Genomic DNA, 16391 nt, shown 5'->3' with positions numbered 1-16391 from the left:
CCAGGGGTACGACGACGAGCGGGGCGTCCTGCATGGTCGGGGTCTGCTCGACCCGGGTGGGGACGAACCGCCAGAAGCGGGCGCGGTCGGTGGGGTCGGTCAGGGCGAGGAAGGCCCAGCCCTGCGAGAAGCCGGCCGAGGGGGCCCGGAGCGCGGAGGCGAGGATGCGCTCGATGACCTCCGGGGACAGGGGCTTGTCGGAGTAGTGCCGGATCATGCGGCGTCGACGTACGACCTCGGAGAATTCCATGTCGGTCGATCTTGCCACTGACTTCCCGAACTCCAAGGCAGTTGGCGAGCTCCTTTTCGGCGGCTCGCCTACTGCTCCGACGTCGGGAGGCACTATGGCTAATCTGGCCCCATGAACGAATCCGACAAGTCGCCCCTCACCCTCCGTCCCGCCGAGCCCGCCGATGCGGCGGCTGTGGCGGAGATCTGGCGGAGTGGGTGGATCGATGGGCATTTGGGGCACGTGCCTGAGGAGCTGGTTGCCGTTCGTACGCCGGAGTCGTTTGTGGTGCGGGCCGGTGAGCGGGTTGCGGATACGACGGTGGCGGTCGTCGGTGGGCGGGGTGTTGTGGGGTTCGTGATGGTGGTCGGGGACGAGGTGGAGCAGTTGTATGTGGGGGCTGCCAGCCGCGGGGCGGGGGTGGCGGGGGCGCTTCTTGCGCATGCCGAGCGGCTTGGGCGGGAGGCGGGGCATGAGCGGGTGTGGCTCGCTGTCGCCAGCGGGAATGCTCGGGCTCGGCGGTTCTATGAGCGGCAGGGGTGGGTCGACGAGGGGGCGTTCGACTATCCGGCGGTTGGGCCCGATGGGCCGATTTCCGTTCCTTGCCATCGGTACGTCAAGCAGTTGTAGGGGCGTGCGGTATCGCTACTCGGCAGAGAGTGTCCGGCGGATCTGCTGCAGCCATTGGCGGTGAGTCATCCCGTGCGGCGGCCGATAGCCGAGCCCCAGGATGGACATCACAGATTCGAGTTCTTGATCCGAGTCCACTATGGCCAGGAGTTCATCGATCTCCTGCGCTGTCTGCGCTTGGTCTCCCGGCAGGGCCTCGCTGACGTAATCCACGAGAGCCTCGTCGTAAGAAGCGTAGAAGGACAAGAAATTCTGGTGGAAGTAGGCTCCCAGTAGCTGCGCCAGGCCCGGGAAGCGCTCGTTCCATTCCCAATGGTTCTGCGGTTTCATCGACGGAACCTGTGACGGGTTCTGTAGGAATCGGGTGAGGTGTTCTCGCGCGATGCGCAGGCAGTCCTCCACGCTGGTCCCCATGGGGGGACGGATGTGCGGCAAGGATTCGATGTCGTCCGCGATCTCCTCGGAGAAGAGTCCGGCGGAGAGCAGGTCGTCGATCTGTCGAACCGCCGTTTCGCCTCGTGCGGGATCTCGTGCGGCGATTCGCAGGTAAGAGGCCAGGCCAGGTCCCGGCGTCTCTGCTGTGTCCGTGAATTCGAAGCCGGTTTCCGCATACGCCTCGAGCAGTTCGCCGAGTTCGTAGAAGCGCGGTTCTTGTGCAGGTGGCTGACTCATGACTTGCTCCAAGTGTGTGCGTCAAGGCGTGGGGAACGAGGTGAGGACACGGTATCCGGAGGGTGCGGACGGGTCGGCTTTGAGGATGACCCGGACACGGTTCACCCATGTCGTCGGTTGTCCATGCGTGAAGTCGTAGCGGGTTAGGTGGAGGCCCGTGTTCTCGTCGAATTTCTCCTCCAGACGCAGTGGCCCCTTCGCCCCCTTGCTCAGCCAGGACGAAATCTTCCGCTGATTCTTCTGAGAGGTAAGGGTCCTGTCCGTGAAGCGTTGCGCCGAATCGAGGTCGACGTAGCGCGAGTCCTCCGTGAGGTCAGAATCTTCACGGAAGCGTCTGCGCATGTCGTCAATGGTCTTGTTGACGTGCTTCTTTATCGTGTGCGCCTCGCTCTTGCCGCCCAAGTTCTTCCCCTCGTCGCCGCGTACGTCTGCGCGGTGTTGGGGCTTGGTGCGGCCCTTGCGTTTGTTTCTGGGCCAGGCGTTGTAGTCGGCGCCGGAGCCGTTCGAGGCGCCGAGGCCCATGAGGACGAGGCCGGCTGTGCCCAACAGGGCGGCGTTGAGGGCGGCTTCGGCTGTGAGGGTGCCCAGGGCTTCTCCGCCGGCCAGGGCGAGGGTCAGGGCGCCCGGTGGGAAGAGGGCGAGGAGGGAGAGCAGGAGGAGGGCGAAGCCGAGGTAGGCGAGGAAGTTGTTGAGGGCGTCGAGGAGGTGGAAGGTGCGGATCGTGCTGCCGTCGGGGCCCGCGGGGCCTGTGGCGCGCCACAGGAGGAGGGTGCCTGTGGTGGCGGAGCCCAGGGCGATGGTGAGGCGGAAGCGGTGGGCTGCCAGGGGCTCGGCCAGGGGCTGGAGCGATGTCGCGCGCCAGGTGCGTAACAGCGTGGTGAGCTGGTAGGCGATCCAGACCAGGGCCGCGATGCCGAAGCCCAGGAGGATCTTCGGGCCCGGGCCGGTGCTGAAGAACTTCTGGAGGCCCGCGGTTGAGGTGAAGGAGCCGACGCCCAGGAACAGTAGGGCGGGCAGGACCAGTACGCACGGGATCAGCAGGAGCAGCCAACGCCTGCGGGTGGCGTGGGCGGGGCGAGCTGCCGTCAGCAGGGCGCGGATGTCGAGGGCCCGCCAGCTGTGTGAGTTGTCGGACGCGTCCATCCGAGCCGTGATGTCGGTGAGCGCGCGGTGCAAGGGCGCCGAATCCTCTACGGGGGCCGACGCGGCTGCGTAGAGCAGGGAGCGCCGCAGGGCGACGTAGCGCAGGGTGATGCGCAGGCTCCATGGCAGGCGCCAACTCGCGTAGCGGAGAAGGGCTGCGAGGCTGTCGCCGTCGGCGCGTTCGGAGGCGAGGAGTACGCCGGGCAACGTGCGCTTGCCGCGGTGGAGTTGGCGCAGGTCGATGGCCATGGCCACGGCCAGGCACACGAGGGGTGCTGCCCATGCCTTGCCGTCCAGCGGCTCAAGCCAGTTTGCTGCCTGGCTCGTTGGCTTCTGCACGGCGTAGTTGGTCACCGTGTGGTAGGCGGCCGCGGCGGCTATCGGGAGCACGGACAGCAGACGCGACCAGCCCCGCCCGCGCCACAGCAGTCCGACGCCGAAACCGGCCATCGCTGTGAACACCAGGTGCGAGAAGGTCTCCGTACCCGGCGGCCCGCCCAGGTCGAGCTGGCTGAACGGCGCGGGGAGCCAGGACGTCAACACCTGTTCCAGGCCCGGCACATAGGGCGGGGACAGGCTGTCCGGGATGATCCAACCGCCGCCGCGGGGCATCGCGCGGTCCGCGTCCAGGCCGAAGCGGAGTACGGCTTCCAGCAGGCCGAATCCGGCGCCCAGGGCCGCGCCCACCACCACGAAGTCGGTCAGGCCCCACTGGCGTCGGACCTTCGCGCTCCATCCGGCCAGCAGCAGTGGTGAGATCTTGATGAGCTCTTCCACCCAGGGGGCCACCGTGTAGCTGGTGGTGTTCACGACCGCGAGCAGTGACTGGCCCGACTGGTGTGCGTAGAGGCGGGTGTACGCGAGCTGTACGAGCGCGGTCGCCACGCCGCATCCGTACGCCCCCACCACGAGCGCCAGGAGCAGGGTGGACAGCCGCACCGAGCGCGTCGGCCAGGACACCGCGAACAGCTGCAGCACACCCCAAGCGGCCGCGACCGCCATCACCAATGTCACACCAGGCCCCCGCCACACCGGATCAACGATTGAGTGTTGCGCTTAAGAATTCGCGATAGTGAATGGGATGCTACGCAGGTAAGTGCTTGCGTAGCAAAGGACTTATGAGACGTGGGGATACGGTTGCGGGGTGGGTGCAAATGCGGCTTCGGCTCCTACGGCGCCTCGCTCGACGCCTCGTTCAAGCGGCGCAGGAGTTCCAGCAAGGTCGCGCGGTCCGGCTCCGGGAGTGGGGCGAAGCATCGCTTCAGGACCTCGTCCGCCACCTTGTGTCCCGCGGCCAGGATGCGCTCGCCCTCCGGGGTCAGGTGGTGTTCGATGCGGCGGCCGTGGCCGGGGCGGCGTTCGATGAGGTTTTGGGCGGTGAGGCGCGATGCCAGGGTGCCGAAGGCCTGTTCTGTCTGGAAGGTGGCTGCGGCCAGGTCGCGTGCCGATGAGCCGGGGGCGCGGCTGATGGCGCGGAGGGCGTCCCATTGGGCAAGGGTCGTGCCGACCTCCGCCAACGCGCTGTCCATGGCGCGGTGTTGGCGGTACTGGGCCTGTTTGACCGCTCGGCCCAGGAGTTGCAGGTCAGCGGGGGTGTCGGTGTGCATGGAGGTAGTTTACGTGAAGACCAAGCTTGCTTATATAAGGATGTTTAGTTAGGCTTTCGGGCATGACTTCAGAACACAGCTCGCAGCTGTACGCCGACCTGTCCCTGACCGTTGCCGAGGCCGGACCCGAGGCCGCCCGCCCCGTTCTCATCCTGCACGGCGGCGGCGGTCCCGCCACCGTCGCCGGGATCGCGAAGCACCTGGCCGCGACCGCCCGCACCCTCACCCCCGTCCACCCCGGCTGGGACGGCACCCCCCGGCCCGACTGGCTGACCGGCGTCGACGATCTCGCCCTCGCCTACCTCCACCTCCTGCAGGACCGTGACCTCACTGACGTACTGGTCGTCGGGTCATCGCTCGGTGGGTGGATCGCCGCCGAGATGGCCGTACGGGACACCGCGCAGCGCATCAACGGGCTGGTGCTCGTCGACGCCGTCGGAGTGCACGTCGAGTCCGAGCCGATCACCGACTACTTCGCGCTGGATCCCCGCGCCGCGGCCGAACTCTCCTGGCACGACCCGGACCGCTTCCACGTCGACCCGTCCGCGGTGCCCGCCGATCAACTCGCCGTCCGGCAGACCAACATGGCCACCATGCGCGTCCTCGCCGGCGACCCGTACATGCACGACCCCAAGCTGCTGCGCAGGCTCGGGCGGGTGCGGCAGCCCGCGTTGCTGGTGTGGGGAGAGAGCGACCGGATCGTCACGCCCGCCTACGGGGCCGCCTACGCCGCCGCCTTCCGGGACGGGCGTCTCGAGGTCGTCCCCAAGGCGGGGCACCTTCCGCACATCGAGCAGCCGGAGATCACTCTCGGCCTCATCGACGAACATCTGCGGCGGACCAGCGGGCGGGCGTGAGGGTTGAGCGTGACGCAGCCGGGAGTGAGGCGCGCGTGAACGGCCAGGTTGAGGCAGCCGCCAGGTTTGTGAGGCAGTCGGGCGCGACGCGGCGAGGATGAGGTGGGTGCCAGGCGCGAGGCAGTCGGGCGCGACACGGTCAGGCCGAGGCCGACGTCGGCCACCAGGCGCAAGGCACGCGCAATGCCACCAGACCGAGGCAGGCGGTCAGCCGCCAGGCGCGAGGCAGTCGGGCGCGAGGCAGTCGGGCGCGACGCGACCAGGCCGAGGCAGGCGGTCAGCCACCAGGCGCGAGGCAGTCGGGCGCGACGCGACCAGGCCGAGGCAGGCGGTCAGCCACCAGGCGCGAGGCAGTCGGGCGCGACGCGACCAGGCCGAGGCAGGCGGTCAGCCACCAGGCGCGAGGCAGTCGGGCGCGACGCGACCAGGCCGAGGCAGGCGTCGGCCGCCAGGCGCGAGGCGGGCGCAAAGCCACCAGACTGAAGCGGGCGTCAGCCGCCACCCATGAGGTGGCCGCGGCGCCCCCGCAACATGGCGCCGCGGCTCAAAGACATACCCCTACGCCGTAGCCGGACTGGACCCCGCCGTCGGTCCCCCCGTCTTGCCCCGCACCGACGACGCCGCCGAACTGGCCGCCGCTGTAAGGGGCTTGGCGATGTCCTCCAGGGAGCGGCGTTCCGCTCGTACCGCCAGGAAGGCCGCCACCAGGCCGGCCGCGACCATCAGGCCCGCGCCGATCTGGAAGGCGAGGACCGTGTCGCCGACCTTGCCGGTGCTGGTGAGATCGGAGAAGAGCAGGGGACCGCTGATGCCGCCGGCCGCGGTGCCGAGGGCGTAGAAGAAGGCGATGGACATGGCGCGGGTCTCCATCGGGAAGATCTCGGAGACCGTCAGGTAGGCGCTGGAGGCGCCCGCCGAGGCGAAGAACAGGACCGCGCACCAGCAGGCCGTCAGGGTGGTCGCACTCAGCGATCCCTGGTCGAAGAGCCAGGCCGTGCCGAACAGGAGCACGCCGGAGAGCAGATACGTGCCGGAGATCATCACGCGGCGGCCCACGGTGTCGAAGAGCCTGCCCAGCAGGAGCGGGCCGCAGAAGTTGCCGATCGCGATGACGGCGAAGTAGTAGCCGGTGTCGCCGGTCGGCACGTCGAAGAACTTGGTCAGGATCGCGCCGAAGCCGAAGGTGATCGCGTTGTAGAGGAACGCCTGGCCGATGAAGAGGGAGAAGCCGAGCACCGAGCGCTTGCGGTAGTCCCTGAACAGCGTGCGGGCGATCTCGCGGAAGGTCACGCTGCGCCGCTGGTTGATCGTGATCTCGCTCTCGGGGCGGTCCAGCTCCTTCCCCTTCTCCTCCTCCACGCGCTCCTCGATCGAGGTGACGATCTCCTCCGCTTCTCGGTCCCTGCCGTGGATCAGCAGCCATCGTGGGCTTTCGGGGACGTGGCGTCGTACGAGGAGGATCACCAGCGCCAGCACCGCGCCCAGCGCGAACGTCAGCCGCCAGCCCACGTCCTTGGGGAAGATCGCGGTGTTCAGCGCGACGATCGACAGCAGGGAACCAGCGACCGCGCCGAGCCAGAAGCTGCCGTTGATGATCAGGTCGACGCGGCCGCGGTAGGAGGCCGGGATGAGTTCGTCGATGGCGGAGTTGATGGCCGCGTACTCACCGCCGATGCCGAAGCCCGTCAGGAAGCGGAACGCGAAGAACCACCAGGTGGAGAAGGAGACCGCGGTCAGTGCCGTGGCCGCCAGATACACCACCAGCGTGATCATGAACAGCTTCTTGCGGCCGAAGCGGTCGGTCAGCCGGCCCCAGAACAGGGCGCCGACGCACGCGCCCGCCACATACAGGGCGGCCGCGATGCCGGTGATCTGTCCGGAGGAGATCGGCAGACCGCTGCCCGGCTCCGACAGACGGCTCGCGATGTTTCCGACGACCGTGACCTCCAGGCCGTCGAGGATCCATACGGTCCCGAGCCCGATGACGATCGTCCAGTGCCAGCGCGACCAGGGCAGACGGTCCAGGCGTGCTGGGATGTTCGTGGTCACGGTGCGGCCGGCGTCGGCCTCAGCAGTGGACATGGGCTCCCTCCTCGTCGAGCGGAACGCTCATAGAGTGCCCGTGATCGGCTCGTCTACGCCCCGAGCACCCGCGTCACGACGTAGATCAGCAGTCCCGCCAGTGACCCCACCACTGTGCCGTTGATCCGGATGAACTGCAGGTCGCGGCCGATGTGGGCCTCGATCTTCCGCGTCGTGTGCTCGGCGTCCCAGCTCGCCACCGTGTCCGTGATCAGCGAGGTGATCTCCTTGCGGTAGGTGCTGACGACGTACACCGCGGCGCTCTCCACCCAGCCGTCGACCTTGGACTGCACCTTCGGGTCCACGGCCATCCGCGACCCCAGCGACAGCAGCGAGGCCCGCACGCGCAGCCGCAGCTCGCTGCGCTCGTCCTCCGCCGCCGAGACGATCATGGAGCGTACGGCGGTCCAGGCGGACGCGATCAGGTCCTGCACCTCGCCGCGGCCCAGCACCTCGCCCTTGAGGCGCTCCACGCGCGCGCGGGTGTCGGTGTCGGACTGCAGGTCGGAGGCGAAGTCGGTGAGGAAGCGGTCCAGCGCGCCGCGCGCCGGGTGGGTGGGCATGTCGCGCATCTCGGTGACGAAGCGCAGCAGCTCGCGGTAGACGCGCTCGCCGACCTTCTTGTCGACGAAGCGGGGGGTCCAGCCGGGGGCGCCGCCCTGGACGGCGTCCATGATCTCGGTGTCGTGCCAGACCAGCCAGTCGTGCGCCCGCGTGACGATCAGGTCGACGACCCGGTTGTGGCCGCCGTCGGCGACGACCTTCTCCAGCATCTTCCCGATGCCGGGCGCGATCTCCTGGGCGTCGGCGCGGCGGGTGATCGCCTCGCCGACCACGGCCTGCACGTCCGAGTCGCGCAGCACCGTCAGCGCGCCCCTGAGGGCGGCCGACAGCTCGGCGGTCACCCGGTCCGCGTGCTCGGGCTCGGCCAGCCACGCGCCCAGCCGGCTGCCGATGCCGACGGCGCGCAGCCGCTGCCGTACGACATCCCGGGACAGGAAGTTCTCGCCGACGAACTCGCCCAGCGAGATGCCCAGCTGGTCCTTCTTCGTCGGGATGATCGCGGTGTGCGGGATCGGCAGGCCGAGGGGGTGGCGGAAGAGGGCCGTGACGGCGAACCAGTCGGCGAGCGCGCCGACCATGCCGGCCTCGGAGGCCGCGGCGACATAGCCCGCCCAGGCGCCGGCGCCGGAGTTGTCCGCCCACTTGGCGAGGACGTAGACCAGCGCCACGAACAGCAGCAGCCCGGTCGCCGTGAGTTTCATGCGGCGCACCCCGCGCTGCTTCTCCTCGTCGGCGGCGCTGAAGGTCGTCATCGCGCGTGCGGCAGCGGCGGGCACGGTGCGGTTCCCGGGCGCCGCAGGGTGGGCATGCTCCATGAGGCGACGCTCACCCGTTTCTTCCGGATTCGTGCGTTCCATCCACTCCACCCGTTCGTGATCCCCTGCACACATTGTCCCTTCCTGACCGACTCCTGGAACGGAAGATGAGTTCCCGGCGTCTTGTCGGAGGGGGAGTTCGTCATGAACTCCGGTATGAACTCCGGTGGCCCGAGAGGGGGGGGTCCGGTTCATCTACCCCACATCCCATGACGCATCATGGGGTGATCACATCGGAGCCTCGGGCTCCCACTCGCTCGAGGAGACCCGCACCGCATGACCAGGCGTTCCGGTTATGCCTTGCTCGCCGCGATCATCGCCGTGATCGTGGGCCTTTCCGCCGCCATATACGCCGGTGTCGCGGCCGACGACGGCAGCGACAGCAAGAACAGCCTCGCCGGGGGCCGCGCCCCGCACAATTCCGCCGCCCCCGCCTCCACCGGCATCTGGGTCGGCGCCTGGTCGGCCTCCCCCGCGGGCGCCGAGCCCGGCACCGAGACGACCGGCATGGCGGGCCGCTCCGTGCGCAACGTCGTGCACGCGAGCGTGGGCGGCACCAGCGCCCGCATCACGCTGTCCAACCTCTACGGCCAGTCACCGCTGACGATCACGCACGCCTCGATCGCCGTGGCCTACGCCGACAACACCCCGCAGGCGAACGCCGACACCATGCGGCGGCTGACCTTCGGCGGCAACCCCACGGTCGTCATCCCGGCCGGCCACCAGGTGCTCAGCGACGCCGTGCGCATCGTCGTCCCGCAGGGCAGCGACGTGCTGGTCACCACCTACTCCCCCAGCTCCTCCGGCCCGGTCACCTACCACCCGCACGCCCGCCAGATCTCCTACGTCGCCCAGGGCGACCGCACCGAGGACGTCACCGGCACCGGCTACACCGAGCAGACGCCGTACTGGCGCTACCTCACCGCGCTGGACGTGCTCAGCAACGAGTCGGACGGCACCGTCGTCGCCTTCGGCGACTCCCTCACCGACGGCATAACCTCCAGCCTGGGCGCCAACCACCGCTGGACGGACGTCCTTTCGCAGCGGCTGCGCACCGCGATCGAGTCCGGCCAGGACCTGCCCCGCTACAGCGTCGTCAACCAGGGCATCAGCGGCAACCAGATACTCGCCGACGGACTGGGCCGCCCCGCCGACAACCCCAGCGGCCTGCTGCGCTTCTCCCGCGACGCCCTGGACCGCACGAACGTCAAGGTCGTCGTCATCGACCTCGGCGTCAACGACATCCTGCGCAACCCGCGGCTCGCCGACCCGGACAAGATCCTCGGCGGACTGCGCACCCTGGTGCGCGAGGCCCACTCCCGCGGCATCAAGGTGATCGGCGCGACCCTCATGCCCTTCGAGGGCCACCGCGGCTACACCCCGGCCCGCGAGGCGGTACGGCAGCAGGTCAACGCGGAGATCCGCTCGGGCCGCGTCTACGACGCCGTCGTCGACTTCGACAAGGCGCTGCGCGACCCGTACGACCCGCGCAGGCTCCGCCCCGACTACGACTCCGGCGATCATCTGCACCCCAGCGACAAGGGGTACGCGAAGATGGCGGACGTCTTCGACCTCGGCGACCTCAAGGGCTCGGCGCCCGCGGAACTCTAGAGGTCAGTAGTCGCCGTAGCGGCGCCTGTCCCGCTCCTCGCGGCGCTCCCGGTGCCGGCGGCGCCGCTCCTCGTGCCGCTCGCGGCGCTCCTCGTGGCGTTCGCGCAGCAGGTCGTGGTGGCTGTCCAGCAGGCGGCGGTGGGCGTCGTGGGCGTCCTCGCGGTAGTCCTCCGCGAGCTCCCGCAGCGACGACCTTCGGTCCAGCTTGCCCTGTCGGCGCTCCTCCTTGAGGCGGCGCCGCTCCTCCCGGGTCAGCTTGCGCTCGACGCCGACGCCGCCCCAGAAGGCGAAGCCGTTGACGATGACGCGCGGCGCGCCCGGCTCCCCGGGCACGCCCGACTCACGGTGGTCGAACCCGCCCATGATCCCGATGCCGCGGACGACGACCTCGACGCCGGGCGGCACGATGATGTTCACCCCGCCCATGATCGCGACGCAGTTGATCTCGACCTCGCGGTCGGCGAAGTTCGCCTCGCGCAGGTCGAGTTCGCCGCCGCCCAGGAAGGTGACGCAGGTGAGCTGCTTGGGCACCGTCCAGCGGCCCCTGCGCTCGAACCCGGACAGCACCGCGACCGCCCACGACGAGGACCCCTCGCCGCCGCTGACCCGCCCGGCCCAACTCCCGCTCTCGACGGGCTCCTTGGTCAGCGACACGACCGGCGGCGGCGTGATGCCGCCCACCGGGAGATCACGGGTGATCGGCGCCAGCTCACCGTACGTGCGCGCCTTGTAGGTGGCCTCCAGCCGTTCCTCGAACTCCGCCATGTCGAGACGGCCCTCCGCGAGGGCGTCCCGCAGGACCTCGGCGACTCGTTCACGGTCGGCGTCGGATGCCCTGAGTTCGGGGACTGCGGCGTCATCGCTCATGGACGCCAGCCTACGAGTTGGCCCGGCCGGAGGCTACGAGACCGCTTTCTCCGTGCGTCCCGGAACCGCACCCGCGTACATACGGGCGATGACGTCCTCGATGTCCGGCTCGCGCACCGAGAGATCCACCAGCGGATACTCCGCCGCGATCCGCGCGACCAGCGCCGCCGCCGACTCGCCCGCCGGGAACGCCAGCCACTGCCGCGGCCCCTCCACCTTCACCACCCGCGCGGGCGGCGCCTCGACCGGCGGCAGCTCCCGCTCCAGATCCACAACCAGGATCCGCTCGCTCTCCCCCACCTCGTGCAGCCCCGCGAGCGCGCCGTCGTACATCAGCCGCCCGTGGTCGATGACCATCACCCGTGAGCACAACTGCTCGATGTCCTGCAGATCATGGGTGGTCAGCAGGACGGTGGTGCCCAGCTCGGCGTTCAACTCCTTGAGGAAACCCCGCACCTTGGCCTTGGAGATCACATCCAGGCCGATCGTCGGCTCGTCGAGGTAGAGCACCTCCGGGTCGTGCAGCAGCGCCGCCGCGATGTCCCCGCGCATCCGCTGCCCCAGCGAGAGCTGCCGCACCGGCGCCGCCAACAGGTCGCCCAGCTCCAGGAGTTCGACACAGCGGTCGAGGTTCTCGCGGTAACGGGCGTCGGGGATGCGGTACATGCGGTGCATCAGCCGGTACGAGTCGATCAGCGGCAGGTCCCACCACAGCGTCGTACGCTGCCCGAACACCACCCCGATGCGGTGCGCGAGCCGGGTGCGCTCGCGCGAGGGGTCGATGCCCGCGACCCGCAGCCTGCCCGCGCTCGGCGTCAGGATGCCGGTGAGCATCTTGATCGTGGTCGACTTGCCGGCGCCGTTCGGCCCGATGTAGCCGACCATCTCACCGCGCGCCACGGTGAAGGACAGGGAGTCCACGGCGCGCACCTGCCGCCGCTCCCGCTTCAGGAACCCGGTCTTCCTGCGCACGTCGAAGACCTTCTCGACCCCGTCGAGTTCGATCAGCGGCCGCTCGGTCACGCTCACGCTCAACTCCCCGTACTCCGATAGGAACCCAGGCCCGCCCGCCACACCAGGCCGGCCGCCGCACAGCACACCAGAGCCACCAGCGGCGGCGCGAAGGCCGCCCACCCGGGCAGATCCAGCGGGTAGGCCCGGCCCAGCACGTAGCAGGCCGGCACCCAGTTGACGAAGGCGAGCGGCAGCACGAACGTCACCCCGCGCACGAAGTCCTTGCCGAAGACCGTCGGCGGATACTGCAGCAGCGTGGTGCCGCCGTAGGTGAAGGCGTTCTGCACCTCCGCCGCGTCCTGCGCGAAGATCTGGAACGCCGCGCCCGCCACGAACAGCGCACTGAAGATCGCCGCGCCGCTGACCAGCATCAACGGCACCAGCAGCAGCTTGCCCACGCTCCAGTCGACGTCGACCGACCACATCGCCCAGCCCAGCACCAGCGCACCCTGCGTGATCCGGCCCAGGCGGCGCAGCGCGAAGTGGTCCGCGCCGATCTGCGCGAGCACCGGGACGGGCCGCAGCAGCAGGATGTCGAAGGAGCCGTCACGGATCCGGGAGCCCAGCACGTCCATCGAGCCCAGCAGCAGATCGGCGGCGCCGAACGAGGTCACCGACAGCCCGTACAGGAACGCGATCTCGGGCAGCGACCAGCCGCCCAGCGAGTCGACCTGCGCGAACATCAGCAGGATCCCGACGAAGTCCATGGCCGTCATCAGCAGATTGCCGGCCATCGTGACGACGAAGGAGGTCCGGTACGTCATGCTGGAGCGCACCCACATCCCGGCGATCAGCCGGAACGCCCGCAGCCCCTCCAGCACGGTGCCGCGCTCACCCACCCTGCACCACCACCCGTCGCGTCGCCGCCGACTGCAGCAGCCGCCCCGCCGCCAGCAGCGCCACCGCCCACACCGCCTGGAAGGCGAACGCCCCCAGCGGATCGGTCTCGCCCATCAGCACATCCGCCGGCATCTGCACCTGCCCCGCCCACGGCAGCACCCGCACCACCTCGCCCAGCGCTCCCGGGAAGGCGTTCAGCGGCAGCACAATGCCGGAGAAGAAGACCCCAGTGATCATCACGGCCTGCGTGACGCCCATGCCGTCCATCAGCCAGAACGCGCTCAGCGCCGCCAGATAGCGGATCCCGAAGCTGACGACCATCGCCAGCAGCAGTGCGAGGGCGAAGGCCGCCCAGGTGGTGACGTCGCGCGGCAGCGCCATCGGGAAGAACACCGCACCGAACACGAACGGGATCACGCCCCGGCCCAGCAGCTGGAACAGCGACCGCCCCACATCGCTCGCCAGCCACCACAATTGGAGGTCGGCGGGCCGGTAGAGGTCGACCGCGATCTCGCCCGTGCGGATACGGGCCATCAGGTCCTTCTCGAAACCGCCGCCCTGAATGGCGAGCGTCGCGTACAGGCACTGCCCCAGCCACACATAGGTCACCGCCTGCGCCTGGTCGTACCCGCCCAGGTGCGGCTTCTCGTCCCACAGCGCCAGATACGTGTAGACCAGGATGATCCCGAAGGCGGTGTTGGTGAACACCCCCGCCGCCGTCGCCACCCGATACGTCGCGTACCGTCTGAAACCGCCCGCTGCGACGGCCGTGTACAACCGTCCCGAGCCCACGTCGGTCAACCTCCCCGGACCTCTTGACACCGAAGCGCAGGAGCCTAGTCCGCCGGTGGTGACGCACACCACGCATTTTCCGGGCCGGACGCGTGCCGCGATCCGGGAACGGAACGCATGGTGCGAGAGTCTTCAAGAGGGGGCGCAGAAGGCGTACGAGGGCGTTCGGGAACGTATGTTCCCACACGAGGGCGTACGGCAACGTACGACGCGAAACAGGAGTCCGTGCACGAGATGAGCGACGAGCCGCAGCCGCAGCAGCCGGGCCAGGGCTGGGCACCGAGAGAACCGCAGGCGACCGCCGAGGCCGACGGCCAGGGGGGCGGAAAGCCGAAGCGGCCCAAAAGGACGGGCTGGCGCCGGCTCATCCCGACCTGGCGCATGGTGCTCGGCACCTTCGTCATCGGCGTACTGCTCCTGATCGGCCTCTTCTACCTCGGCTACTCGCTGGTCAAGATCCCCCCGGCCAACGCCCTCGCCATGAAGCAGGCCAACGTCTACCTCTACGCGGACGGCTCCCAGATCGCCCGCGACGGCGACGTCAACCGCGAGAACGTCTCACTCGCACAGGTCTCCAAGTCCGCCCAGCACGCGGTACTCGCCGCCGAGGACCGCGACTTCTACACCGAGTCCGCCATCGACCCCAAGGCGATGCTGCGCGCCGGCTGGAACACCGCCACCGGCAAGGGCAAGCAGTCCGGCTCCACGATCACCCAGCAGTACGTCAAGAACTACTACCTCGCGCAGGAACAGACCGTCACCCGCAAGGTCAAGGAGTTCTTCATCGCCATCAAGCTGGACCGCGAGAAGTCCAAGGACGAGATCCTCGAGGGCTACCTCAACACCAGCTACTTCGGCCGCAACGCCTACGGCATCCAGGCCGCCGCCCAGGCCTACTACGGCCAGGACGCCACCGACCTCGACGCCGCCCACGCCGCCTACCTCGCCGCACTCGTCAACGCCCCCAGCGAGTACGACGTCGTCGCCCACCCCGAGAACAAGGCCGCGGCCGTGGCCCGCTGGAACTACGTCCTGGACGGCATGGTCAAGAAGGGCTGGCTCACCGAGAGCAAGCGCGCCGGCCTGAAGTTCCCGATGCCCAAGCAGCAGACCGCCTCCACCGGCATGTCCGGACAGCGCGGCTACATCGTCGAGGCGGTCAAGCACTACCTCATCGAGAACAAGGTCGTCACCGCCGACCAACTCGACGCCGGCGGCTACCGCATCACCACCACCCTGCAGAAGAGCAAGCAGAACGCCTTCGTCAAGGCCGTCGACGACCAGGTGATGTCCAAACTCGACAAGAAGAACAACAAGGTCGACAACTACGTCCGCGCGGGCGGCGCCTCCGTCGACCCCAAGACCGGCAAGGTCGTCGCCATGTACGGCGGCATCGACTTCGTCAAGCAGTACACCAACGGCGCGACCCGCAAGGACTTCCAGGTCGGCTCCACCTTCAAACCGTTCGTGTTCACCTCGGCCGTCCAGAACCACTCCGAGACCCAGGACGGCGAGACCATCACCCCGAACACCACCTACGACGGCACCAACAAACGCCCCGTCCAGGGCTGGAGCGGCAGCTACGCACCCGCCAACGAGGACGACGTCTCCTACGGCGACATCTCCGTGCGCACCGCCACCGACAAGTCCGTCAACGCGGTCTACGCACAGATGGCCGTCGACGTCGGCTCCGACAAGGTGAAGCAGACCGCGATCGACCTCGGCCTGCCCTCCGACACCCCCGAACTGACCCCGACCCCCTCCATCGCGCTCGGCGTCGCCAGGGCCAGCGTCCTCGACATGGCGGAGGCGTACGCCACGCTCGCCAACCACGGCGAACGCGCCACGTACACGATGATCGACAAGATGACCAAGAACGGGCAGACCGTGGTCGACCTGCCCCAGAGCAAGACCACCCGGGCCGTCAGCCGCGAGGCCGCCGACACCACCACGTCGATGCTGCAGAGCGTCGTCGACAACGGCACCGCCACCGCCGCCCAGGCCGCGGACCGCCCCGCCGCCGGCAAGACCGGAACCGCCGAGGAGGACACGGCCGCCCTGTTCGCCGGCTACACACCCGACCTCGCGACCGTCGTCTCCGTCATGGGCCAGAACCCCAAGACCGCCCACCACGAGTCCCTGTACGGCGCGATGGGCCTGTCACGCGTCAACGGCGGCGGCCCGCCCGCCCAGATCTGGGCGCAGTACACCAGGAACGCACTGAAGGGGAAGCCGGTCTCCGACTTCGACCTCCAGCTCCAGTCGGGCGCCGAGGAGACCGAACCGCCCGCCACCGACGAGCCCACGGAACAACCGGGCACCGGCGGCCAGGACAACGGCGGCACGACGACCACGGGCGGCGACAACCAGGGCCGCACACAGGGCCAGGACAACGGCGGCACCACCGGCAGCCAGAGCCCCACGACCGGCGGCCCCACCAACGGCGGCACCACCGGCGGTACGACGGACGGCGGCACCACCACCGACGGCGGGACCACTGACGGCGGCACCACCGGGGGCACCACCGACGGCGGCACCACGACCGGCACCGACGGCGGCACCACGGACGGCGGCGCCACCAACGGCCCCGACACCGGCGGCACGACAGCGGGCCCGGGCGGCCCGCAGGCCACCCGCAGACGATAGGAACGGACACACGAGGGGCTGG

Annotated in this window: 14 protein-coding genes; 4 read left to right on the top strand and 10 right to left on the bottom strand. The window is 69.3% G+C overall.

Annotation, left to right across the window (positions count from 1 at the left end):
• On the bottom strand, nt 1-250 hold a 250-nt coding region (locus tag JYK17_RS35355), incomplete at its 3' end, for a nitroreductase family protein (protein WP_222812005.1).
• A gap of 111 nt (nt 251-361) precedes the next feature.
• Between JYK17_RS35355 and JYK17_RS35350 the strand changes: the two genes are divergently transcribed.
• Complete coding sequence (locus JYK17_RS35350; RefSeq protein ID WP_222812004.1) at nt 362-859, top strand: GNAT family N-acetyltransferase; 498 nt, start codon at nt 362-364, stop codon at nt 857-859.
• Nucleotides 860-874: 15 nt separating this feature from the next.
• On the opposite strand, the gene JYK17_RS35345 is transcribed toward JYK17_RS35350, so the two are convergent.
• From JYK17_RS35345 to JYK17_RS35335, 3 genes are all read right to left on the bottom strand, one after another.
• The gene (locus tag JYK17_RS35345; RefSeq protein ID WP_222812003.1) at nt 875-1531 is read right to left on the bottom strand and encodes a contact-dependent growth inhibition system immunity protein; all 657 of its coding nucleotides are present in this window, start codon (nt 1529-1531) and stop codon (nt 875-877) included.
• Nucleotides 1532-1552: 21 nt separating this feature from the next.
• Complete coding sequence (locus tag JYK17_RS35340; RefSeq protein WP_222812002.1) at nt 1553-3688, bottom strand: RNase A-like domain-containing protein; 2136 nt, start codon at nt 3686-3688, stop codon at nt 1553-1555.
• Between the two features lie 155 nt (nt 3689-3843).
• Nucleotides 3844-4281: a MarR family winged helix-turn-helix transcriptional regulator gene (locus JYK17_RS35335; RefSeq protein WP_108013840.1), complete on the bottom strand. Its 438-nt coding sequence runs from the start codon at nt 4279-4281 to the stop codon at nt 3844-3846.
• Nucleotides 4282-4343: 62 nt separating this feature from the next.
• Here JYK17_RS35335 and JYK17_RS35330 point away from each other — a divergent pair, with 62 nt between their 5' ends.
• Nucleotides 4344-5138, top strand: coding sequence for an alpha/beta fold hydrolase (locus tag JYK17_RS35330; protein WP_222812001.1), 795 nt, complete (start codon nt 4344-4346; stop codon nt 5136-5138).
• Between the two features lie 558 nt (nt 5139-5696).
• Here JYK17_RS35330 and JYK17_RS35325 read toward each other — a convergent pair.
• Nucleotides 5697-7220, bottom strand: a complete 1524-nt coding sequence (locus JYK17_RS35325; RefSeq protein WP_222812000.1) for an MFS transporter — start codon at nt 7218-7220, stop codon at nt 5697-5699.
• 53 nt (nt 7221-7273) lie between these two features.
• Entirely contained in the window at nt 7274-8599 is a 1326-nt protein-coding gene (locus JYK17_RS35320; protein ID WP_372465364.1) for a DUF445 domain-containing protein, read from the bottom strand.
• A 276-nt stretch (nt 8600-8875) separates the two neighbouring features.
• Between JYK17_RS35320 and JYK17_RS35315 the strand changes: the two genes are divergently transcribed.
• Nucleotides 8876-10210 (top strand): SGNH/GDSL hydrolase family protein, encoded by a 1335-nt coding sequence (locus JYK17_RS35315; protein WP_222811999.1) that lies wholly within the window; start codon nt 8876-8878, stop codon nt 10208-10210.
• Between the two features lie 3 nt (nt 10211-10213).
• On the opposite strand, the gene JYK17_RS35310 is transcribed toward JYK17_RS35315, so the two are convergent.
• Genes JYK17_RS35310 through JYK17_RS35295 form a run of 4 tightly spaced genes read right to left on the bottom strand, consistent with a single transcriptional unit; the run spans nt 10214 to nt 13723 of the window.
• Nucleotides 10214-11077, bottom strand: a complete 864-nt coding sequence (locus JYK17_RS35310) for a DUF1707 SHOCT-like domain-containing protein (RefSeq protein ID WP_108013836.1) — start codon at nt 11075-11077, stop codon at nt 10214-10216.
• Between the two features lie 33 nt (nt 11078-11110).
• Complete coding sequence (locus JYK17_RS35305; protein WP_261996492.1) at nt 11111-12112, bottom strand: ABC transporter ATP-binding protein; 1002 nt, start codon at nt 12110-12112, stop codon at nt 11111-11113.
• Entirely contained in the window at nt 12109-12930 is an 822-nt protein-coding gene (locus JYK17_RS35300; RefSeq protein ID WP_222811998.1) for an ABC transporter permease, read from the bottom strand. Before JYK17_RS35300 ends, JYK17_RS35305 begins: the two co-directional genes overlap by 4 nt.
• Entirely contained in the window at nt 12923-13723 is an 801-nt protein-coding gene (locus JYK17_RS35295; RefSeq protein WP_108013834.1) for an ABC transporter permease, read from the bottom strand. The genes JYK17_RS35300 and JYK17_RS35295 overlap by 8 nt, the downstream gene beginning before the upstream one ends.
• Before the next feature lie 234 nt (nt 13724-13957).
• Here JYK17_RS35295 and JYK17_RS35290 point away from each other — a divergent pair, with 234 nt between their 5' ends.
• Entirely contained in the window at nt 13958-16369 is a 2412-nt protein-coding gene (locus tag JYK17_RS35290; RefSeq protein ID WP_222811997.1) for a transglycosylase domain-containing protein, read from the top strand.
• Nucleotides 16370-16391: the final 22 nt, after the last annotated feature.

The organism is Streptomyces plumbidurans, assembly GCF_019857225.1.
Classification (GTDB): Bacteria; Actinomycetota; Actinomycetes; order Streptomycetales; family Streptomycetaceae; genus Streptomyces; species Streptomyces plumbidurans.
The sequence above is the reverse complement of the archived record's forward strand: the minus strand, read 5'-3'. Positions and strand labels throughout refer to the sequence as shown.